The organism is Asticcacaulis sp. P2_B1 (assembly GCF_056404915.1).
Genome location: NZ_JBFUDD010000004.1, coordinates 1 through 21,177 on the forward strand (window position 1 = coordinate 1; position 21,177 = coordinate 21,177).

18 protein-coding genes are annotated in these 21,177 nt (G+C 59.3%); 10 read left to right on the forward strand and 8 right to left on the reverse strand.

Annotated elements, in window-relative coordinates:
• The first annotated feature begins 43 nt into the window (after positions 1 to 43).
• The 3 genes from AC1DX3_RS11895 (at position 44) to AC1DX3_RS11905 (ending at position 2,305) form a co-directional block, all read left to right on the forward strand.
• On the forward strand, positions 44 to 1,117 hold the full coding sequence (locus AC1DX3_RS11895) for an SGNH/GDSL hydrolase family protein (protein ID WP_476989510.1): 1,074 nt from the start codon (positions 44 to 46) through the stop codon (positions 1,115 to 1,117).
• A 94-nt stretch (positions 1,118 to 1,211) separates the two neighbouring features.
• A complete protein-coding gene (locus AC1DX3_RS11900) occupies positions 1,212 to 1,841 on the forward strand; it encodes a DUF2939 domain-containing protein (RefSeq protein ID WP_476989511.1) in 630 nt (209 codons plus the stop codon).
• Between the two features lie 71 nt (positions 1,842 to 1,912).
• Entirely contained in the window at positions 1,913 to 2,305 is a 393-nt protein-coding gene (locus AC1DX3_RS11905) for a VOC family protein (RefSeq protein WP_476989512.1), read from the forward strand.
• A 160-nt stretch (positions 2,306 to 2,465) separates the two neighbouring features.
• Here AC1DX3_RS11905 and alaS read toward each other — a convergent pair whose 3' ends face one another.
• On the reverse strand, positions 2,466 to 5,105 hold the full coding sequence (gene alaS, locus AC1DX3_RS11910; RefSeq protein WP_476989513.1) for an alanine--tRNA ligase: 2,640 nt from the start codon (positions 5,103 to 5,105) through the stop codon (positions 2,466 to 2,468).
• A gap of 237 nt (positions 5,106 to 5,342) precedes the next feature.
• Between alaS and recA the strand changes: the two genes are divergently transcribed.
• Positions 5,343 to 6,428 (forward strand): recombinase RecA, encoded by a 1,086-nt coding sequence (gene recA, locus AC1DX3_RS11915; protein WP_476989514.1) that lies wholly within the window; start codon positions 5,343 to 5,345, stop codon positions 6,426 to 6,428.
• A gap of 215 nt (positions 6,429 to 6,643) precedes the next feature.
• Here the strand turns inward: recA and AC1DX3_RS11920 are convergent, their stop codons facing one another.
• On the reverse strand, positions 6,644 to 8,452 hold the full coding sequence (locus AC1DX3_RS11920) for a DUF885 domain-containing protein (RefSeq protein WP_476989515.1): 1,809 nt from the start codon (positions 8,450 to 8,452) through the stop codon (positions 6,644 to 6,646).
• 19 nt (positions 8,453 to 8,471) lie between these two features.
• Positions 8,472 to 10,457 carry a DUF885 domain-containing protein gene (locus AC1DX3_RS11925; RefSeq protein WP_476989516.1) on the reverse strand — a complete coding sequence of 662 codons (1,986 nt, stop codon included), beginning with the start codon at positions 10,455 to 10,457 and terminating at the stop codon, positions 8,472 to 8,474.
• A gap of 143 nt (positions 10,458 to 10,600) precedes the next feature.
• Between AC1DX3_RS11925 and AC1DX3_RS11930 the strand changes: the two genes are divergently transcribed.
• Both AC1DX3_RS11930 and sodC read left to right on the forward strand, forming a co-directional pair.
• The gene (locus AC1DX3_RS11930; RefSeq protein ID WP_476989517.1) at positions 10,601 to 12,193 is read left to right on the forward strand and encodes an FMN-binding glutamate synthase family protein; all 1,593 of its coding nucleotides are present in this window, start codon (positions 10,601 to 10,603) and stop codon (positions 12,191 to 12,193) included.
• An 82-nt stretch (positions 12,194 to 12,275) separates the two neighbouring features.
• Positions 12,276 to 12,806 carry a superoxide dismutase[Cu-Zn] gene (gene sodC / locus AC1DX3_RS11935; RefSeq protein WP_476989518.1) on the forward strand — a complete coding sequence of 177 codons (531 nt, stop codon included), beginning with the start codon at positions 12,276 to 12,278 and terminating at the stop codon, positions 12,804 to 12,806.
• 17 nt (positions 12,807 to 12,823) lie between these two features.
• On the opposite strand, the gene AC1DX3_RS11940 is transcribed toward sodC, so the two are convergent.
• From AC1DX3_RS11940 to AC1DX3_RS11955, 4 genes are all read right to left on the reverse strand, one after another.
• The gene (locus tag AC1DX3_RS11940; protein ID WP_476989519.1) at positions 12,824 to 13,168 is read right to left on the reverse strand and encodes a hypothetical protein; all 345 of its coding nucleotides are present in this window, start codon (positions 13,166 to 13,168) and stop codon (positions 12,824 to 12,826) included.
• A 96-nt stretch (positions 13,169 to 13,264) separates the two neighbouring features.
• Positions 13,265 to 13,678 carry a hypothetical protein gene (locus tag AC1DX3_RS11945; protein ID WP_476989520.1) on the reverse strand — a complete coding sequence of 138 codons (414 nt, stop codon included), beginning with the start codon at positions 13,676 to 13,678 and terminating at the stop codon, positions 13,265 to 13,267.
• Between the two features lie 87 nt (positions 13,679 to 13,765).
• A complete protein-coding gene (locus AC1DX3_RS11950; protein ID WP_476989521.1) occupies positions 13,766 to 14,494 on the reverse strand; it encodes an anti-sigma factor family protein in 729 nt (242 codons plus the stop codon).
• Positions 14,487 to 15,005, reverse strand: coding sequence for a sigma-70 family RNA polymerase sigma factor (locus AC1DX3_RS11955; protein ID WP_476989522.1), 519 nt, complete (start codon positions 15,003 to 15,005; stop codon positions 14,487 to 14,489). Before AC1DX3_RS11955 ends, AC1DX3_RS11950 begins: the two co-directional genes overlap by 8 nt.
• A gap of 166 nt (positions 15,006 to 15,171) precedes the next feature.
• Between AC1DX3_RS11955 and AC1DX3_RS11960 the strand changes: the two genes are divergently transcribed.
• Both AC1DX3_RS11960 and AC1DX3_RS11965 read left to right on the forward strand, forming a co-directional pair.
• Positions 15,172 to 16,086 carry a metallophosphoesterase family protein gene (locus tag AC1DX3_RS11960; RefSeq protein WP_476989523.1) on the forward strand — a complete coding sequence of 305 codons (915 nt, stop codon included), beginning with the start codon at positions 15,172 to 15,174 and terminating at the stop codon, positions 16,084 to 16,086.
• An 8-nt stretch (positions 16,087 to 16,094) separates the two neighbouring features.
• Positions 16,095 to 16,445, forward strand: a complete 351-nt coding sequence (locus AC1DX3_RS11965) for a cupredoxin domain-containing protein (RefSeq protein ID WP_476989524.1) — start codon at positions 16,095 to 16,097, stop codon at positions 16,443 to 16,445.
• 197 nt (positions 16,446 to 16,642) lie between these two features.
• Here AC1DX3_RS11965 and typA read toward each other — a convergent pair whose 3' ends face one another.
• A complete protein-coding gene (typA, locus tag AC1DX3_RS11970) occupies positions 16,643 to 18,478 on the reverse strand; it encodes a translational GTPase TypA (RefSeq protein ID WP_476989525.1) in 1,836 nt (611 codons plus the stop codon).
• 278 nt (positions 18,479 to 18,756) lie between these two features.
• Here typA and AC1DX3_RS11975 point away from each other — a divergent pair, with 278 nt between their 5' ends.
• Together AC1DX3_RS11975 and AC1DX3_RS11980 are read left to right on the forward strand one after the other, a co-directional pair.
• On the forward strand, positions 18,757 to 20,322 hold the full coding sequence (locus AC1DX3_RS11975) for an AAA family ATPase (protein WP_476989526.1): 1,566 nt from the start codon (positions 18,757 to 18,759) through the stop codon (positions 20,320 to 20,322).
• Complete coding sequence (locus AC1DX3_RS11980) at positions 20,322 to 21,167, forward strand: HNH endonuclease (protein WP_476989527.1); 846 nt, start codon at positions 20,322 to 20,324, stop codon at positions 21,165 to 21,167. The genes AC1DX3_RS11975 and AC1DX3_RS11980 overlap by 1 nt, the downstream gene beginning before the upstream one ends.
• The last annotated feature ends 10 nt before the right edge of the window (positions 21,168 to 21,177 follow it).

The following is a 21,177-nucleotide window of genomic DNA, read 5'->3' on the forward strand; positions in this document are numbered from 1 at the left end:
GCCTTACATGCCTTACATCATCCAAAACAAGAGGTAGCCGACCATGCGCCGAGTCATATTGCTGGGAATTTCGCTGCTGACCTTGGCCGGCTGTGCGCGTGAGACACAATTACCCATGGATGTCGGCGGCCGCACCCTGGAGGTCACCGGCAAGAAAACGACCTCCCTGATGTACGAATGGCCGGCGATTTATTTCGAATCGCATTTCAAAGGGGAAACGGTGCGTCTCGACTTCAACGACGCCAACAACAATTTCAATGTCATTGTCGACAGCCGCACGATCATGCTGCTGAAAAAACCCGGCAAGACGAGCATCAACCTCGACCACCTTGGCGCGGGCGACCATACGATTCGCCTCGAGAAGCGTTCGGAGACCCAATATGCGCCCGGCGTGTTCGGCGGATTTTACGTGCCGGATGCAAAATTCGCCCTGCCCGCGGTGCGCCACGCCCGTCAGATCGAATTTATCGGCGATTCGCTCACCGTCGGTTATGGCAACACCTCGGCCTTTACCCAGTGCACGAAGGATGAAATTTTCGAGACGACCGACAGTCAGCAAGGTTTCGGCCCGCTAACCGCCAAGCATTTCAACGCCGACTATCAGGTCAATGCCTTTTCCGGTCTCGGCATGGTGCGCAATTATGACGGCCACGAGCATCCCAAATACCGCATGCCGATGCTCTATCCGCGGGCCGTCTTCGACGTTCCGACACCCGATAACCTCACCTGGCACCCGCAGGCCGTCGTCATCGGCATCGGCGGCAACGACTTTTCGACGCCGCTGCATCCCGACGAGCCGTGGAAGACCGAAGCCGACCTGCGCGCGGACTACGTCAAGACCTATACCGACTTCGTCCGCATGATCCGCAATAAGAATCCCGACGCCCTGATCGTCCTGGCCACCCCGCCCGGCCGTCAGGAAGGCTATACCGGCGGTACCGACGATGTCTTCAAGGCGATCAAGGCTGGCGGCGACACGCATATCGATCGCGTTACCTTGCCCGCCCTGCAATCGACCGGCTGCAACGGCCACCCCAATATCCATTCCGATGCCGACGTCGCCAACTTCTACATCGCCTATTTCGAGGCCCATCCCGAAGTCTCGCAGGGCAAGTAGGTCACACCTGTAACGGAAGCGTGAGGTCAGGGGCGACAAGCCCGATTTACCGTGTTAGGATTGGTTAACGAGTTTTTCCTGGGGGAGCCAGCGCGTGTCGAGACTTTTAAGTATCCTGATCTTGATCGTGGTTATCGGCGGCGGCGGCCTGTTCTACGCCGCGCCGGTTATTTCGTTTTATGACATTCGCAGCGCCTGTAAGAGCCAGGACATCGGCTCCCTCAGCAAACTGATCGATTTCGACGCCGTTCGCACTAGTTTGAAAACCCAGATCGACGCCGGCGACGCCGGTATTGCGGCCCCTGCCCCCAGCGCGCTCAACGACCCGGTCGGCGCCACCGGCGATGCCTTCTCAAAGGTCGCCAAGTCGGTCGGCAAGGCTTTCGACGAACTGGTCAACCCGAGCGCCCCCAAGGCTCCGCCGCCACCGGTCGTCGACGCCAACAGCTTCCTGACACCGAAAGCCATCCTGTCCCTGACCTATGGCGCCGGCAAGGATGCCTATAAAACCGATCCGGCGACCTTTGCCGGCAAGCCGCCCATGCCGAAAATCGCCTTTTTCAGCCTGGAGCACGCCCGCCTGACGGTCAGCGATGCCGAACACGGCACGACGACCTTTACCTTTGAACGCCACGGCATCACCCATTGGCAACTGGTCCATGTMGGCCTGCCGACCGTCGGCGTCGATGCCGTCGCCGCAGCTTCCTCGGCCGCGGGTTTCTGATCCGCACACTTTGTTCTTGATTTGTTCAAATTGCATGATAGGGTCCCAGCGTTCTGTGGGAGGGACACATCATGATCAGTTACGCAACATTCGGCTTCAAAGATAAAGACGCCTCGGTAAAATTTTTCGAAGCGGTGCTGACGCCGCTCGGCTACCAAAAATTCTATGACGACGGCATGGCTGGCTTCGCGCTCGGTGGCGATCCGTCAGGCCCCGGCACGATTTGGGTCGGCCCGCCGTTCGACGGCAACGAAGCCAAGCCGTCCAACGGCGCCATGATCGGCTTCACCGCGCCATCACGCGCCGCGGTTCGCGCTTTCCACGACGCGGCGCTGGCCAATGGCGGCTCCTGCGAAGGCCCGCCGGGCATTCGCGAGGCCTACGGCCCCAACATCTATATGGCCTATGTCCGCGACCCGGTCGGCAACAAGATGTCCGCCATCTGCATGGCCGACAGCGAGTAACAGGTGTTAAATCCACAGATAAGCCAGATAAGGCCAGATGGCGCTTCGCGCCTAAAATAGCCTGCGGCACTAAGAAATTGCCCAGAAATCTGTGCTTATCTGGCTTATCTGTGGACAAAAACCTTATCAAGCCCTGCCACGAACACAGCCGTCAATAAATCTACCCAATCAACGCCTTAACCGCGGCAATGCCCTCATCGGCCTTGCTGTCGTCCGGAGCACCGCCCTGGGCAAAGTCCGGTTTACCGCCGGCGCCCTGACCGCCCATGGCGATCACAGCCGCCTTAGCCAGATCAGCCGCGTTAAACCGGCCAACCAGGTCCGGCGACACCGACACCGTAATCGCCGCCTTGCCATCCAACTTGCCGACCAGGGCGACAATGCCGCTGCCGACCWGCTTCTTGAAGTCCTCGGTTAAAGGCCGCAGATCCTTGCCGCCAACGCCATCCAACACGCGCGCGATCACCTTGACGCCATTGATGTCTTCCGGACCCGAAGCCCCGCCGCCACCGCCGACCGCCAAAGCGCGCTTGGCTTCGGACAGTTCCTTTTCCAACCGCTTGCGGTCATTGATCAAGGCTTCGACCCGGGCCTCGACCTGGCTGACCGGCACCTTGAACTGATCGGCCAGCGATGTCGCGACACCGGCCTGTTCCAGCAGATATTGCCGCGCCGATTCACCGGTGTAGGCTTCGATACGGCGAATGCCGGCGGCAACCCCGCCTTCGGAAATGATCTTGAACAAAGCGATATCGCCGGTCCGCCCGACGTGGGTACCGCCGCACAGTTCGACCGAATAGTCGCCCTCGCCGTCCAATGCGTGGCCGAGCGCCAAAACCCGCACCTCTTCGCCGTACTTTTCACCGAACAAGGCGACAGCGCCCGCTTCGATCGCCTTTTCCGGCGACATCAGCTTGGTCGAAGCCGCTTCGTTCTGCAGGATAACCGCATTAACCTCGGCCTCGATGCGCTTGATCTCGTCATCCGTCAAAGGCGCGCCGTGGCTGAAGTCGAAGCGCATGCGGTCGGCATCGACCAACTGCCCCTTCTGCGCCACATGCGGCCCCAAGACATGCTTCAAGGCCGCGTGCATCAGGTGCGCCGCCGAGTGATTGGCCCGCGTCGTCTGGCGCTTATGGCCATCGACGCGCAGCTCCGCCTTGTCGCCGACCTTGACCTTGCCCTCGGTGATTTCAACACGATGAACGATCAGCTCGCCGGCCTGACGGTGCGTATCCAGCACCTTGCCCTTGCCGTGCAGGAACTCGGCCTCGCCGGTATCGCCGGCCTGGCCGCCGCCTTCCGGATAGAAGGGCGTCTTCTCGAACACGATCTCTACCGTATCGCCGGCCATGGCGTCGTCGGCGCTACCACCGTCGCGGACAATCGCCTGGACGTGGGCCTGGGCATTGAGATGGTCATAACCGACGAAATCCGAGGCGCCGACGGCGTCCTTGATAGTGAACCATTCGGCGGCCGTCGCCTTTTCACCGGATCCGGCCCAGTTCTCCCGGCCCATGCCGCGTTGCTCTTCCATGGCGGCTTCATAGCCGGCCGTATCGACCGTCAAGCCCTTGGCGCGCACGGCGTCCTGGGTCAGATCGAGCGGGAAGCCATAGGTGTCGTAAAGCTTGAACGCGGTGCGGCCGTCCATGACGTCGCCCGCTTTCAGGCCTTGCGTCGCCTCGTCCAGCAAGGTCATGCCGCGGCCCAGGGTCCGGCGGAAACGTTCTTCTTCCTGGCGCAGCGTATCGACAATACTGGCCTCGGCGCGGCGCAGCTCGCCATAATGATCGCCCATCTCGGCCACCAAAGTCGGCGCCAAGCGATGCAATAACGGCTCCTGCGCCCCCAACAGGTAGGCATGGCGCATGGCCCGACGCATGATCCGCCGCAACACATAGCCACGCCCTTCGTTCGACGGCGTAACCCCATCGGCGATCAGGAAGGACGACGAGCGCAGATGGTCGGCGATCACCCGGTGCGACGGCAGATTGTCGCCCTCGGCCGCCACGCCCGTAGCGTCGACACTGGCCTGGATCAGGTTTTTGAACAGGTCGATATCGTAATTATTATGCACGCCCTGCAACACCGCGGCGACGCGCTCCAAGCCCATGCCGGTATCGATCGACGGCTTGGGCAGGTTCAACCGCGTGCCGTCCGGCTGCTGGTCGAACTGCATGAAGACCAGGTTCCAGATTTCGACGAAACGATCGCCGTCCTCCTCCGGCGTCCCCGGAGGACCGCCCCAGATATGGTCGCCGTGATCATAGAAAATTTCGGTACACGGCCCGCATGGCCCGGTATCGCCCATCGACCAGAAATTGTCCGATCCGGCGATGCGGGCGATCTTCGATTCGGGCAGGCCGGCGATCTTCTTCCACAGTTCGAACGCCTCGTCGTCGTCGATATAGACGGTCGCCATCAGGCGATTCTTGTCTAGCCCGTAATCCTTGGTCATCAAATTCCAGGCGAACTCGATAGCGTCGGCCTTGAAATAGTCGCCAAACGAGAAATTCCCCAGCATTTCGAAGAAGGTATGGTGCCGCGCCGTATAGCCGACATTGTCGAGATCGTTGTGCTTGCCGCCGGCCCGCACCACCTTCTGCGACGTCGTCGCGCGCTTGTACGGCCGCGTTTCCGCACCGGTGAACACGTTCTTGAACTGCACCATGCCCGCATTGGTGAACATCAGAGTCGGATCGTTCTGCGGCACCAGGGATGAGGAGCTCACCACCTCATGATCATGCTTGGCAAAGTAGTCGAGGAAGGTCTGACGAATCTGGTTCAAGGAAGGCATGGATAAGACGGAAAAACCGCTCCGATGGTGTGGAATATCGCTCGTATATAGAGGGCGAACGCGCCGCCGCAAAGACCATAATTTGTTATTTCAAATCAGCTGCTTGAAAAATAGTTCACAAATGTTCACGTGAACATATTGCGAACATGGAACAAATGGGGTACGTAGTAGTTCGTCAAACGCGATTGCATTTAACAGCCCGGCAGCGGGAATCGTGACATAGAAGGGAAATTGGTTATGTCATCTCAGGCGGTATTGAAATTGGTAGGCAAGAACGACTCGGAAAAACAACGCGCCCTCGAAGCGGCGCTGGCGCAGATCGACCGCGCTTTCGGCAAGGGCTCGGTGATGAAGCTCGGCCACGGCGGCAAGGTGGCGGATATCGAATCCGTCTCGACCGGCTCGCTGGGCCTCGACATGGCGCTCGGCATCGGCGGTCTGCCGAAAGGCCGCGTCGTCGAAATCTACGGTCCGGAATCGTCGGGTAAGACGACTCTCGCCCTGCACACCGTTGCCGAAATTCAGAAGCTGGGCGGCACGGCTGCCTTCGTCGACGCCGAACACGCGCTGGACGCCTCCTATGCCCAAAAGCTCGGCGTCAATCTCGACGACCTCCTGGTCTCGCAGCCCGACACCGGCGAACAGGCCCTTGAAATCACCGATACCCTGGTGCGTTCCGGCGCCGTCGACATCATCGTCATCGACTCTGTCGCCGCCCTCACCCCGCGCGCCGAAATCGAAGGCGACATGGGCGACAGCCTGCCCGGCCTGCAAGCCCGCCTGATGAGCCAGGCCCTGCGCAAGCTGACCGGCTCGATCTCGAAGTCGAAATGCCTAGTTATCTTCATCAACCAGATCCGCATGAAGATCGGCGTCATGTATGGCTCGCCCGAAACCACGACCGGCGGCAATGCGCTGAAATTCTACGCCTCGGTCCGCCTCGACATCCGCCGCACCGGCTCGATCAAGGTCCGCGACGAAGTCATCGGCAACAATGTCAAGGTCAAGGTTGTCAAGAACAAGATCGCCCCGCCCTTCCGCGAAGTCGAATTCGACATCCTCTACGGACAAGGCATCTCCAAGATCGGTGAAATCATTGATCTCGGCGTCAAGGCCGGCCTCGTCGAAAAGTCGGGCTCCTGGTACTCCTACAACTCGACCCGTATCGGTCAGGGCCGCGACAATGCCCGCGACTTCCTCAAGGCCAATCCCGCCATGTGCGACGAAATCGAAAAGGGCATCCGCAACAAGGCGGTCGTCCTGGCCGAAGAACTGCTGGGCGCCCCCGAACCCGACGCCAATGAAGGCGACGAGTCGCTCTAAAAGATTGACTCGGCCGGGCGTAGCCCTTCACCAACCACACCGTCCGGTCCTGTCATGGAAAAGGCGCCTCGCAAGGGCGCCTTTTTACTTAGGTAGGAGGACAAGGGGGCGAGCCCCCTTGACCCCAAACACGATGACCAACCGAAAACCGTGCCGATGTCAGCGTGAACCGGCGTTTGAGAGCGTCAGTTTCGGGTCAAGGGCATGCCCCCTTGCTAAATCAACCCCGCATCCGCATACACCTGCTCCAACACTGCCAAGGGCACAGCCCCCGCCAGCAAGCCCGTATCGTGGAACTTTTTGATATCGAACGCGCTCCCCTGCTTCGCCGTCATCTTGGCGCGCAGATCCAGCCACTTGATCTTGCCGACCATATAACCCAGCGCCTGGCCCGGCCACACGCAGTAACGCTCGATCTCGGTCTCGTTCAGATCGCCCGTATAGGTCTCCATGAACTGCATGGCTTGTTCACGCGACCACTTCTTGCTGTGCATCCCCGTATCGACCACCAACCGGCAGGCACGGAACATGGCGTCATGCAGATACCCCACCTTACCGAACGGATCGTTGTCGTACATCCCCATATCCGTCCCGGCCAGTTGCTCGGCATACAAAGCCCAGCCCTCGACATAGGAATTGAACCCGGAAATCTTGCGCAATTCCGGCAGGTTCTTGTTCTCCTGCTGGATCGAAATCTGCATATGGTGACCGGGAATCGCCTCGTGATAGGTCAGGGTTGGCAAGGTCCAGCTCGGCACTTCGGCCGTGTCGCGCAAATTGATATAATAGGCGCCCGGACGCGAACCATCCAGCGACGCGCCCTGATAATAACCGCCCGGCGCGCCCAATTCCGTCGCCACCGGCACGCGCTTCACCGTCACCTTCGACGTCGGCAAGACACCAAAGAACTGCGGCAGTTTCGCAAACACCACGTCGATCTGGGCATTGAGATCGGCCAGCAGCTTGGCCTTGCCGGCGTCCGTATTGGGATAGATGAACTTCGGGTCCTTGCTCATCGCCGCCATGCGTTCGCCGGTCGTGCCCTTGGTCATGCCCTGGGCCGACAGGATCTTTTCCAGCTCGGCATTGATCTCCTTGACCTTGTCCATGCCGATCTGATGCACCTCGTCCGGCGTATAGTCGGTCGAGGTATTGGCCTTGACGCTATAGGCATAGCGCGCGTCACCGCCCGGAATATGCCAGATGCCGGCATCATGCGTCGCCTTCGGCAAGGCTGCTTCAACCGCCGCCATCTGCCGCTTCAAGGCATCCAGCACCGGACCTTCGTAAACCTTGGTCGCCGCCGCCTGCCAATCGCCGGCAATCCCCTTGGCCTTGGCGCGATCGGTCACCGACATGACCAGAGTCGACTTGGTCGACGGCGTCCCGGCCTGCGTCTTCATCTGCGCTAACGCCTTTTGCAAGGCAAAGTCCGGCGGTACGATTCCGGCCGCGATGCTCTGCTTGAAGCGTTCCGTCTCCTGGTCGAGTACGACGGCGTAATCGGCCAGGCGTGACATATAGGCGTCGGCATCGTCCTTGGTTTCGATACTGTGCTGCGAATCGAGGAAATCCGGGATCGATTGATAGGCGCCGGTCAGTTGCGTCAACGGATACGGCCCCCAATAGGTGCCGCCGTCGCCAAACTGATAGCTCTTATATCCCTTCAACGTATTGTCGAAATCCCACAGCACGGTGTCGTAATTGATGCGGTCCATGCCGGTCAGCTTCGAACGGTCGATTCCTTTCAAGGCCGTCACCGACTTGTCGTAAAACGCCGTAACACGGGCGCGTTCTTCCGGCGTCGAGGGATCCAGCTTCGACTTCAACCCGGCCAACTTACCCTTGTCGAGCCCCAGCGACGTCGCCAAACCGGGCGAATTCTCCAACTGCTCGTCATAGATCGACTGTAACAGGGCCGCCAGCTTGGGATCCGGCCCCGCGGGCTTCGGCGGCGTGCAGGCGGTCAGGCCGCTAACGGTCAGGGCGCTGGCGCCGGCCAGCAACATACGTCGGTTCATCATGGCATTTTCCGTTTCTTCGTTAGGTCAAATTGCGGTCTTCATAGATGTTTTCGAGCACGGCCAAAGGCACCGAGCCCGACAGCAGTCCCGTATCGTGGAACTTTTTGATGTCGAACGACGCCCCGGCCTTGGCCTTCATGGCGTCGCGGATCTTCAGCCAGGTCAGCTTGCCGACCATGTAACCGAGCGCCTGGCCCGGCCACGCGCAATAACGCTCGATCTCAGTCGCGGCGGCCGATTCGACGTCGCCCGTCTTGTCGACCATATAGGCGACCGCCTGTTCGCGGCTCCAACCCAGGCTGTGCATGCCGGTATCGACCACCAGGCGCACAGCGCGGAACAGGGCGTCGTGCAAATAGCCGATGCGGCCGAACGGATCATTGTCGTACATGCCCATTTCGCTGGCCAGTTGCTCGGCATACAAGGCCCAGCCCTCGACATAGGCATTGTAGCTCGACACCTTGCGCAGCATGGGAATCGACGCCTCCTGCTGCAACGAAATCTGCATATGGTGCCCCGGGATCGCCTCATGATAGGTCAGGGTCGACAACAGGAATTTCGGCGTTTCGGCCGTGTCGCGCAGATTGATATAATAGGTCCCGGGCCGCGAACCATCCAGGGCCGCCGGCTGATAATAACCGCCCGGCTGGCCGGCCTCGATGGCCTCGGGGATGCGCTTGATGACCACCTTGGTCTTCGGCAAGGTACCGAAATAGCCCGGCAGCCGCGCGAACACCTTGGCGACCTTGGCGTTCAGATCGGTCAACAACTGCGCCTTGCCGGCCTCGTCATTAGGATAGAGTTGCGTCGGATCGGTATAGAGCGCGTGCATGCGCTCGCCGGTCGTACCCTGGGTACGGTTCAAGGTCCGCAGCCGCGCATCCAGCTCGATATTGATATCCGAAACCTTTTGCAGGCCCAGCGTATGGATATCCTTCGGCGTCATGTCGACCGAGGTCCCCATCCGCGCGGTATAGGCATAATAGGCCGCGCCATTGGGAAGATTCAACACGCCGGCGTCGTGGGTGGCGCGCTCTTTCAAGACCGTCAAGGCCTCGATCTGTCGCGTCAAGGCGTCCTTCAACGGCCCCGTCACCCGGGCCTCGGCTTGCGCCTTCCAGTCACCGGGAATAGCCAGCTTGGTCGTACGCGTGTCGATCGAGTTGATCAACGTGCTTTGCGCCGGATCGAGGTCGCGCAGCTTGGTCAGACCGTCGATGGCGCCTTGCAGGATGAAATCGGGCGGCAGGATGCCGCGCGCCGCGTCCTGGTTCAGCCGCGCCGTTTCCTGATCGAGGCCGGCGGCAAAGCCGTCCAACCGCGCAATATAGGCGTCGGCGTCGGCCTTATTGGCGACGACGTGCTGGCTGTCGAGGAAGTCCGGCATAACGCACCACAGCCCGGTGAGCTGACTGACGACATAGGGTGTATCGGCATAGAAGGCCGTATTCATCGGGGTGGCATTGTCGCCGAAAGTCCAGATCTGCGCCCCTTCCAGCTGGATCGACTGATCCCAAAGGACCGTGTCGTAATCGGTGCGGTCGGCATAGGACAGTCGCGCCCTTGGAATGGCCTGCAACAGTCCAACCGCCTTGCGCAGCCGCGCCGCGTTGGCGTTCAAGCCGGCGGCGCTGCGGTCGTCGACGCGCGACTTTTGCCCGGCGAAATTTCCCCGGTCCATGCCGAGCGACGTCGTCAGCAGCGGCGACGCGGCCAGCAGGTCGTTGAGAACGGTCTCGAAGGCCGACGTTAAGGCCGCCTTCACGTCGGGGTCCGTCTGATCCGGCACGGGGGGCGGCGGGGGCGGAGGCGGCGGTGCCGGCGGCGCGTGCCTGACCGGCTTGGTCTTCTTCGACGGCTTGCCCTTTTTGCCCTTCTTGCTGCTCTTGCTCGCTTTTCCTGACTTCTTGGCCGGCGCTTTTTTCCTGGCCTTCGCCAAGGCGTCCGTGGCTGTCGCCCCCAATAAAGCCGCCAGCGAACTCAAGATAAAACGGCGATCGAGCATGATAAACCTTCGGCAAGCCACAAAGAATTCACGAGCCTATGCGCAAGTCGTAGCCGCTGCAACGGCTGGCACATGAATTAATTGTCATGTGCGTTGCACCGCCCGCCAAAGGTGGTATCCACAGGCGAAACCGGAGTCGGATCATGTCGCGTTTCTTCACCCTTCAAGTCGTCATTATCCTGACCGTCATCGCGGCCGTTCTTGGCCTTTGGGTGCATCCGGATTTTTACCTGGCCCTGATCGTATTGGCCCCCCTGACCGCGCTCGGTATCTGGGACCTGATCCAAACCCACCATTCGATCCTGCGCAACTACCCGCTGATGGGCCATTTCCGCTACATCTTCGAATATATTCGTCCGGAGATCCGCCAATACCTTATCGAAGACGAACGCGATCCCCTGCCCTTCTCGCGCGATCAACGCGCCATCGTCTACCAACGCGCCAAGAACGAATCCGATATGCGGCCGTTCGGCACGGTCATGGACGTCAATGCCGTCGGCTATGGCTGGGTGTCGCATTCGATCATGCCGTCGGAAATTACCAGTTCCGACTTCCGCGTCACCATCGGCGGCAAGGCCTGTACCCAACCCTATAACGCCTCGATCCTCAACATCTCGGGCATGAGCTTCGGCGCCATCGGCATGAACGCCATCCTGGCTTTGAACAACGGCGCCCGCATGGGCAATTTCGCCCAGGACACCGGCGAAGGCTCGATCAGCGACTATCACCGTCAGGGCGGTGGCGACATCATCTGGCAGGTCGCCACCGGCTATTTCGGCTGCCGCACGGCCGACGGCAAGTTCGATCCCGACCTGTTCGCCAAAACCGCTCGCGAGCCCCAGGTCAAGATGATCGAGCTCAAGCTCAGCCAGGGCGCCAAGCCCGGCCACGGCGGCGTCCTGCCCAAGGCCAAAATCACGCCGGAAATCGCCCGCACGCGCCTGATCGACAATACGAAAGACTGTGTCTCGCCGGCGCGCCATTCAGCCTTTTCGACACCTTCGGAAATGATGCACTTCATTTCTACCTTGCGGGAACTGTCTGGCGGTAAGCCTGTCGGCATCAAGCTGTGCGTCGGCCACCGCTTTGAATTTCTTGCCCTTTTGAAAGCCATGCTGAAAACCGGCATCGTGCCGGACTTCATTACGGTCGACGGCGGCGAAGGCGGTACGGGCGCCGCGCCGATGGAATTGAGCGATCATGTCGGCCTGCCTTTGATCGAGGGCCTAAGCTTCGTCCACAACGCCCTGACCGGTGCCGGCCTGCGCGACGACCTGGTTTTGGGCGCGTCGGGCAAGGTGGTGACGGCCTTCGATTTCTGCCGCATCCATGCCTTGGGCGCCGACTATGTCATGCAGGCCCGCGCCTTCATGTTTAGCCTGGGTTGCGTCCAGGCGCGCGCCTGCCACACCAACAAGTGCCCGACGGGCGTCACCACCCAGGACAAGGGCCGGCAACGCGCCCTGGTGGTCGAAGACAAGGCGCCGCGCGTCGCCAACTATCACCGCAATACCTTAAACGCCATCGGCCAGGTCATCGGTGCCGCCGGCCTCAGCCACCCGTCCGATTTGCGGCCGTGGCATATCCATGTCCGATCGACCACTGGCGAGGTCGTCCGCGGCGACGTTGCCTATCCGCATGTCACACGCGGGGCGCTTCTGACCGGCGATGTCGAGGACAAACTGGCGCGCGAATGGAAACGCGCTAGCCCCGATAGCTTCGCTCCGCAGTTTTAACTCTTATGACTTCCTTATTTTCGCGCCATGGCATGGTCATGGTTCTTGCGTAGCGTCAGGCAACATAAAAGGGAGCCTCCCCATGATCCGCCTTGCCCTGGCCGCCTTGGCCGTGACCGCCGCCCCGGCCCTGGCTCAGGAACAATCCTCAACCGCGCCGGCGCCCCTGAAAGGCGCCCTGACTGCACCGGACGGCGGTGAACGCGGCACGGTCACCGTGGCCGTGGCGCCCAACGGCGTCTTCCTGCGGGTCGAAGCCAAGGGCCTGACACCCGGTTGGCACGGCATGCATTTTCATGAAAAAGGTGCCTGCAACGACGACAAGTTCGCCAGCGCCGGCGGCCATGTTCACAGCATGACACCGGTGATCCACGGCCTGATGAATAAGGACGCCAACGATGCCGGCGATTTGCCCAACCTGTTCGTCGCGGCCGACGGCACGGCGACGGTCGAGCTCTATTCGTCCTTGGTCACGGCCACCAAGGTCGATGCCCGGCCCTATCTGATGGACGAAGACGGTTCGTCGGTGATCATCCACGACATGCCCGACGATTATGCCAGTCAGCCGATCGGCAATGCCGGCGCCCGCGCGGCCTGCGCAGCTTTGAAATAATACCGCCGAAGATGCCGCTAAGCGTGCGCGTCCGTCGTGTCGTGCGGCTCCTTCACGACGCGCATGTCGCGCGGCGGGCGCAGCATGCGCATCAAGGGCCGGCGGAAGCTGCTGCCGATAAAGAAGACCAGCAGGACGAGCGAGGCCACCAGCCACAGAGAGAGGCCGAGCGCAATCAAGCGGTCTTGTTCGGAGATGAAATAGGTGATGCCATGGCTGGCGCGGGGCACGACGAAATCGCTGCCGATACCCGTCGTGTGCGGACGATGGCTTGCCAGATAACCCAGCCACTGCGGTAAGGCGAGGGCCGGGGCGATGGTCAGGGCACCTAAGACTAAGGTCGGGAACTTAGGGATTCGCATGTTGAGCTCTTTACCATTCTTGCAATATTGCGCCGAAAAATGCGCACTTCCTGGCCACAATACCGCCACAAGACCTAAAGGCTCAATGTGGAAGTGTTAATGCCCCCGCGCCTGCAAAGGTAGCGACAATTGCCGCCGCGACGCCGGAATCATCGGCGGCGCATAAGTCCGCGGCTTGACCACAGCCTTGATCGGATAGGGCAGGACCTGGGCGGTGCGCATCGGTTTCGCCCGCACGGGCACAGCCACGGCCGCCGGCGCTTCGTTGACAACCGTCACGCCTTCGATGGCGAACCGCACCATGCCGCCGCACGATTCGTCCACACAGCGATACTTCCATTCCAGCAGGTCGACATATTCGACGCCCATCCGGTGCGTCTCGCATAGCTGACGCACACTCTCGCCCCACGCCTTCCCGCAGCTGCGGCAGGTGACATGGATTTCGGTGTCGCGCGGCAGGTCCTTAACTTGCGGCGGGCACGTCCAGCTCTGGGTTTGCGTATCGAACATCGGAACATCCTTTATCTGATGTTCTCATTTTGTTCCAACTGTGGATAAATGTCAAACAGAAATTTTCAGGTGCCAGTTTGGGCGGCCTCACGCATGCGCCTGAATGAACCGGGCCAGCCGCAAAAGCTGCGCCTGATCTAGATCCGACACAGCCTGGCATGCCAGTTTCGGCCCCCGCCACGACACCATATGGTAACCGTCGCGCGCCGTCGCCACAGGGGCCTTTACGCCCTTGGCCGACGGTTCGACATAGACCGTGACCAGGTGCCCGCCGCAGCTATAGGCTACGGCTGCCGTCTTCTTGTCAGCGATATCGGCGATCCGGCCGCCCATCAGCTCGCAGCCGACTTCGGCGGCCGGCAAGACCGGCGGCGCATAGGCTACCTTTTGGACAAACCATGGTTTCAACGCCGCGACATCGGTCGCCACGATCTCGGTGGTATGCTGGCTGGCCACGGCGTGAACATGGTCTGCGAAGCGCGCGTCATTGGCGGTCGGCATCAAGACCACAACCACCAACAAAGCCGCCGCCGTCGCCGCCGGTATGGCCAGCCACCGCCCCCAAAATGTCAGATAAAACCTTGGTTTGCGCGCCGCCGCCACAGTCGCCCGGACACGTGTCGCCAACCCCACCGGCGCCGCCTCCGCCATATCCGGCTGCTGCAAACGCTCATTCACCGCCTCCAAAGACGCCGTAAAGGCTCGGCAATCGGCGCACCCTTCCAGATGCCCGGCCAGGGCCAGTTCCTGGCGCAGCGGCAATTCGCCGTCATGCCTGGCCGATGCCCAGGTGCGGAATGTCTCGCAATTATCCATGCCCATTTTCCGTCAACATCACCCGCAACATCTCCCGTGCCCGCGACAACCGCGACATGACCGTACCGACCGGCACCCCGGTCACCCGCGCTATATCCTTATAGGCCATGTCTTCGAACGCCTTGAGGATAATGACTTCGCGAAAGGCCTCTGGCAAGCGCCGGACCGCATCGCGCACAACCGCGGTCGTTTGCCCTGCGATCACAGCCGCCTCCTGCTCGGGCGCATAGCTCATCCGCCCCAGGTCGTCGGGCGACAAGGTCTCGTCGTCCAGCTCGACACCCGCATGCCGCCGGCTGGCCTTCAACCAGGTCAGCGCCCGCCGCCGCACGATCGTCAGCAGCCACGCCTTTTCATGCCCCGGCGTATACCGCCACCACGCGCGCATCGCGCGGACATAGCTGTCCTGCACGATATCCTGGGCCGCCGCATCGTCGCGCGTCAGCCCCACGGCCAGGCGATAGGCCGCGTCCAGATGCGGTAGCATCAGGCGTTCAAAATCGTGGCTCATAACCCGGGTTTCATGCGGCGTACCCTTTAAGAACCTTGCTAAAGAGCAGTTTATTCCCGCCGATGCAAAAAATATTTTGCCGCACGATTTCCGGGAATAAGCCGCCGGTCCGTGAGGTTTCCCTGGGGCGTGCCGCATTGGGCGCGCGTCCCAACCGGAGCCTGCCATGGACACTCAGCTTTCACGACGACATCTTCTTCACTGTTCGGCCTGGGCCGGCACCGGCGTGGTCTGGGCCATGGCCGGCGGCATCCCCAAGGCCTTCGCCATGGATGATGCCGCCCTCCCCGCTTCAGGCTTCCATTTCGTCCAGATCTCCGACAGCCATATCGGCTTCGACAAGGCCGCCAACCCCGAGCCGCTCAAAACCCTGAATGAGGCCAAGGCCCGTATCCTCGCCCTGCCGACCAGGCCGTCGCTCATCCTCCATACCGGCGACATCACCCATTTGTCGCGCCCGGACGAGTTCGACACCGCCGCGCAAGTATTGGGAGACTTAGGAAGCGTCCACTATGTCCCCGGCGAGCACGACACCTTGGACGAAGGCGGAGGCCGCGCCTATCTCGACCGCTACGGCAAGGGCACCAAGGGCAATGGCTGGTACAGTTTCGACGACCACGGCGTCCATTTCATCGCCCTGGTCAATGTCTTCGACTTCAAGCCGGGTCAGGAGGCCACGCTCGGCGCCGACCAGCTGACCTGGCTGGCCGACGACCTGCGCGCCGTGTCGTCCAGCACCCCCATCGTCGTCTTCGCCCATATTCCGTTGTGGGATATCTATGCACCGTGGGGATGGGGGACGTCCGACGCAGAACTGGCCATCAAGATGCTGCGCCCCTACGGCTCGGTGACTGTGCTCAATGGCCATATCCATCAGATCATCCAGAAGGTCGAAGGCAATATCACCTTCCACACGGCGCGTGGCACGGCCTACCCGCAACCCCAGCCCGGCGCCGCCCCTTCGCCCGGTCCGCTGCTGGTCCCGCGGGACCAATTGCGCAGCTATCTCGGCCTGTCCGACATCCGCGTCGTCCCCGGCACAAAAGCTCTCGCCTTTACCGATACCACCCTATCCTCTTGAGAAACCTTATGAAAAAACTGCTTATCGCCCTCGCCCTCTTTTTCGCTTCGACCGGCATAGCCCACGCGCAAGACCAGACCATCGAGATCAAGAACTTCATGTTCATGGTGGTTACGGTCACCGCCGGCAGCAAGGTCACCTGGGTCAATCGCGACCAAGTCCCGCATACGGTCGTCGAAAAGAACAAGCTGTTCCGCTCGGCCGCCCTCGATACCGATGACAGCTACAGCTATGTCTTCACCGCCCCCGGGACTTACGAATATTTCTGCTCGTTGCACCCGCAAATGGTGGCGAAAGTCATCGTCACAGCCCCGCCCCCACCGGCGAGGAAGCCCGCCCGCAAGCGCCGGCCGGGGTAACATTTCGTAGAGACGGAATGGGGTGCGCTATGCAGTAGTCAAGGCGCTGYATGAGCATCATGATGCAATTGATTTTGTTACGTTTTCAGGAATTAAAGCAGAGGCGGGCCTTGGGTAATAGGGCACCGCTTATGCGTTTTCCATCCGCCAGATCGCCACAAAAAAACGGCCCCGTCACCGGAGCCGTTCTTTTTTTCTTAGGCGTCGACCTTGACGCGCTTCTTGCGGAAGGAGGGATTGAGTTCCTTTTTGCGAAGACGGATGCTCTTCGGCGTCACTTCGACCAATTCATCGTCATCGATATAGGCAATCGCCTGTTCCAGGGTCGGACGGCGCGGCGGCGTCAAGCGAATCGCTTCGTCCGTACCCGAAGCGCGGATATTGGTCAGCTGCTTGGTCTTCATCGGATTGACGTCAAGGTCGTCATGGCGCGAATTTTCGCCGATGATCATGCCCATATAGGTCTTCTCATTGCCGCCGACGAACATGGTGCCGCGTTCTTCCAGCTTCCACAACGCGAACGCCGAGGTCTCGCCGTCGCCATTGGAGACCAGCACGCCCTTGCGGTTCTGATCGATCAGACCCTTGTACGGCTCATAGTGCGAGAACACGCGGTTCAACACGCCCGAACCGCGCGTATCGGTCAGGAACTCGCCCTGATAACCGATCAGCGAACGCGACGGCGACTTCAAGGTAATGCGCGTCTTGCCGGCGCCCGAAGGCCCCATGTCCTTCAATTCAGCCTTACGCGCCGACAGCTTTTCGATCACGATACCGGTATAGTCGTCGTCGACATCGATCATGACGTCTTCGATCGGCTCCAGCTTTTCGCCGGTTTCCGGATCGGTCTGGAAGACCACGCGCGGACGCGAAATCGCGACTTCAAAACCTTCGCGGCGCATGTTTTCGATCAACACGCCCAGCTGCAGTTCACCGCGGCCGGCCACTTCATAAGCGTCCTTCTCGGCCGTTTCGGTGACGCGGATAGCCACGTTCGACTCGGCTTCGCGCAGCAGACGCTCGCGGATCACGCGCGACTGCACCTTGGTGCCTTCACGGCCGGCCAGGGGCGAATCGTTGACCGACACGGTCATGGAGATGGTCGGCGGATCGATCGGTTGCGCCGGCAAGGCTTCGGTCAGGCTCATGTCGCAAAGCGTATCGGCCACGGTCGCCTTGCTCAGACCTGCGATGGCGACAATATCGCCGGCTTCGGCCGAATCGACCGGCTGGCGCTTCAAGCCGCGGAACGCCAGCACCTTGGTGATGCGGCCGCGCTCGATTTCATTACCGTTACGGTCCAAAGCCTTGATGGCCAGGCCCGGAACGGCCTTGCCCGAAGCGATCTCGCCGGTCAGCAGACGGCCGAGGAACGGATCGTTTTCGATCAGCACGGACAGCATCTGGAAGGGCTCGTCAACGCGCTTGACGGCCTTGGGCTCATGCACGTGCTCGACGATCAGGTCGAACAAAGGCGCCAGGGTGTCATTGGGCTTGTCCATATCCAGGGTCGCCCAGCCGTTCTTGCCCGACGCATAGATGTGCGGGAAATCGAGCTGTTCGTCCGTCGCGCCCATCGAGGCGAACAGGTCGAAGGCTTCATTGTGGACGCGATCGGGATCGGCGTGCGGACGGTCGACCTTGTTCAGGCACAGGATCGGACGCAGGCCCAGCTTCAACGCCTTGCCCAGCACGAACTTGGTTTGCGGCATGACGCCTTCTTCGGCGTCGACCAACAGCACGCAGCCGTCGACCATCCCCAGGATGCGTTCGACTTCACCGCCGAAGTCGGCGTGGCCCGGCGTGTCGATGATATTGATGCGCGTGTCGCCGGCCTTGCCGTGCCACAACACCGAGGTGCACTTGGCCAGGATGGTGATGCCGCGCTCGCGCTCCTGGTCGTTGGAATCCATGGCGCGCTCGGTGGTGGCTTCATTGGCGCGGAACACGCCGGACTGAGCGAGCAATTGGTCGACAAGAGTGGTCTTGCCGTGGTCGACGTGGGCGATGATCGCGATATTACGTAGGTTCATAACGGGCCTTTAAACGCACAAAAGCCTCTCAGCGAGAGAGGCCGACGGGGTGTATTTGTCTGAATTGCGCGGGGTATAACCGAATCCCGCCCAAAAGGCCATAGCGCGGTGTGGATTATTTTTGTGCACCTGCGAGGAAGGGGGCGTGCCCCCTTCACCCATATGATTGGAGTGTGTGGCTCACCGGTTGTACCACTAAAATAAATCTATTGCAGGTGGGTGGCAACTAGTGGCAGCATATCTTCATCAAGAAACGTTAGTTCTATAAGGGGAATAAATTGAAGTTCGTAGTTGGAAATTTTCCCCAACCTGAAAACGAGCCGATCATCGTGCTATTCAAAGACAACTGGAACGACTGGTTCCTGTGGGAGACAATGTATTCGGTCCTAGTAGTCTTACCTAATGGCCAAAGAGTGCAATTGGGATCAGTAAAAATTGGTCAAAAAGGCATGTCGGCTGCAAACCCATCGACAAACTTGCCGGATGAATTTCGAGAATTAGACGACTCCTATTTTTCAATTGGACAGTCTGAGAATTACTATGAGACGTTGATTTCTTTGGGCGACGATCTCAGAAAAGCTTACTTAGAGGCAATTCGCGACTGTGCCTATGCCACTCTCAGACTGGACAGGTTTCACTCAGAGCCAGTTATGAGCAATTCATTACTCCGGGACATTGAACTCAACAGAGTTAAGACAAGACTCCATAGGCTGGCAACCGGCCAAGCACAACTAACAGGTTATAGTTTTGTCTACCATTTCCCCGAAAGCTCGAAAGCACTTACGCCTCCGCCGGTGTTAAGCTTCCTGGTTATACCAGCCCAAATTCCCGCCAGCAATATACACGTTATCATTGGTAGAAATGGCGTTGGCAAAACTCGATGTTTTGATTTTTTAGCAAGGACATTCTTAGGCGTCCCGGCCCTTGTCAGCGACCAACCAACGGGCATTTTAAAAAACATGGCGCCCTCCAGTCCATTTGCCATTAGCCCGGAAAATGGCGATCCAGGTTTTGCAGGCCTAGTCACCGTGTCGTTTAGTGCTTTTGATAGCAAAGGACCTATTATTGCTGAAGGAAAATCATCAAAGAGGTATGCTTATGTGGGCTTGGTTGAAGTCCGCAAGGGAATTGATGACTCCGAAGATACTCTACACATTAAATCTATAAATCAACTAACGGAAGAGTTTGCGGCATCTCTAAAGGTTTGCCGAGTGGGCGTGCGCAGGGAGAGATGGAAGCGCGCACTAAAGACCCTAGAGGGCGACCCTTTGTTCGCGGAAACGAATGTGTCTTCCTTGGCTGACCAGCCTGAAGACGTAGTTGATGCCTACGCTCGGTTTATTTTTCGGAATTTGAGTTCTGGACACGCTGTTGTGTTGTTTTCCATTACACGCCTCGTCGAATTCGTTGAAGAGCGCTCCCTTGTTCTTATCGACGAACCTGAGTGCCATCTCCACCCGCCTCTTTTAGCGGCATTCGTTCGAGCGCTTTCTGATCTCCTCATCAATCGCAATGGCGTAGCCATCGTTGCCACACATTCGCCTGTAGTATTGCAAGAGGTTCCCCGGCAATGTGTTTGGAAGTTAGATCGAGCGGGATGGGAAGCTCGCGCTGATAGGCCAGAGATCGAGACATTCGGCGAGAACGTCGGTGTCCTCACTCGCGAGGTTTTCGGCCTTGAAGTAACTCAGACGGGATTCCACAAGCTTATTTCAGATGCGGCTATTGGTCGAGATTATATATCAATTTTGAGCTATTTTAGGGACCAGCTTGGTGCTGAAGGTAGAGGTCTCGCGCGCGCGCTAAGTTTAATTCCACCGCAGTCGGACGGCGAAGACGACTGATGCGAACAGTCCAATTTCCCAATTTGTCCGGCCCGATTGTACTATCTGACTGCATTAGCGGAGTGAAGGACGTTGCGCTAGCGACACGTCTAAAATCGATACAACCTGCGTTGGATGCATGGGGCAAAATATATCACGCTGAAGCAAGTTCTTCAACACTATACAACTTGCCGCGAATGACTGAACTTGGGTCTGTCACAAAAAAAGAGTTGGAAAGTCTTTATAGTGAACAGATGAGCGCCGTAAATGGCGCAGCTCGACGCTATTACAATGCTTTGAGAAATAGTACCGCGAACAGCAAATGCCCGCTATGTGGAATCGGAACCGTTACGGTCTTGGACCACCATCTTCCCAAATCTAAATACCCATACCTTGCAGTATTTCCTCCCAATCTCGTACCGGCTTGCGACTTTTGCAACAATGCTAAAAAAGCAAAATACCCCAAAAATGCAGGACAACAGACGCTTCATCCCTACTACGATGATTTCACTTCTCAACAATGGATATTTGGTAACCTAGATACAGGCGGACCGCCAACGCTCCTATTTTTTGTTGCGCCACCTGCACATTGGACACCAATCGACTGCCAACGTGTAGGGCGCCACTTCGATGCCATTAAACTAGGCATTTCTTATGTCTCAAATGCTAATGATGATATGATCCTACTACGGGAATACTTAGAGAAATTATCCCTCCGCGGCGGCACAAAGGCGGTAGAAAGTTATCTGTTGGAAGAAAGAGACAAATATTCCGGCCGTCTGAATAGCTGGCAGCACGTTATGTACCAGACTCTTGCAGGCAGTCCTTGGTTTATATCCGGAGGCTTTTTAAACATACCCACTTAATTTAGGATCA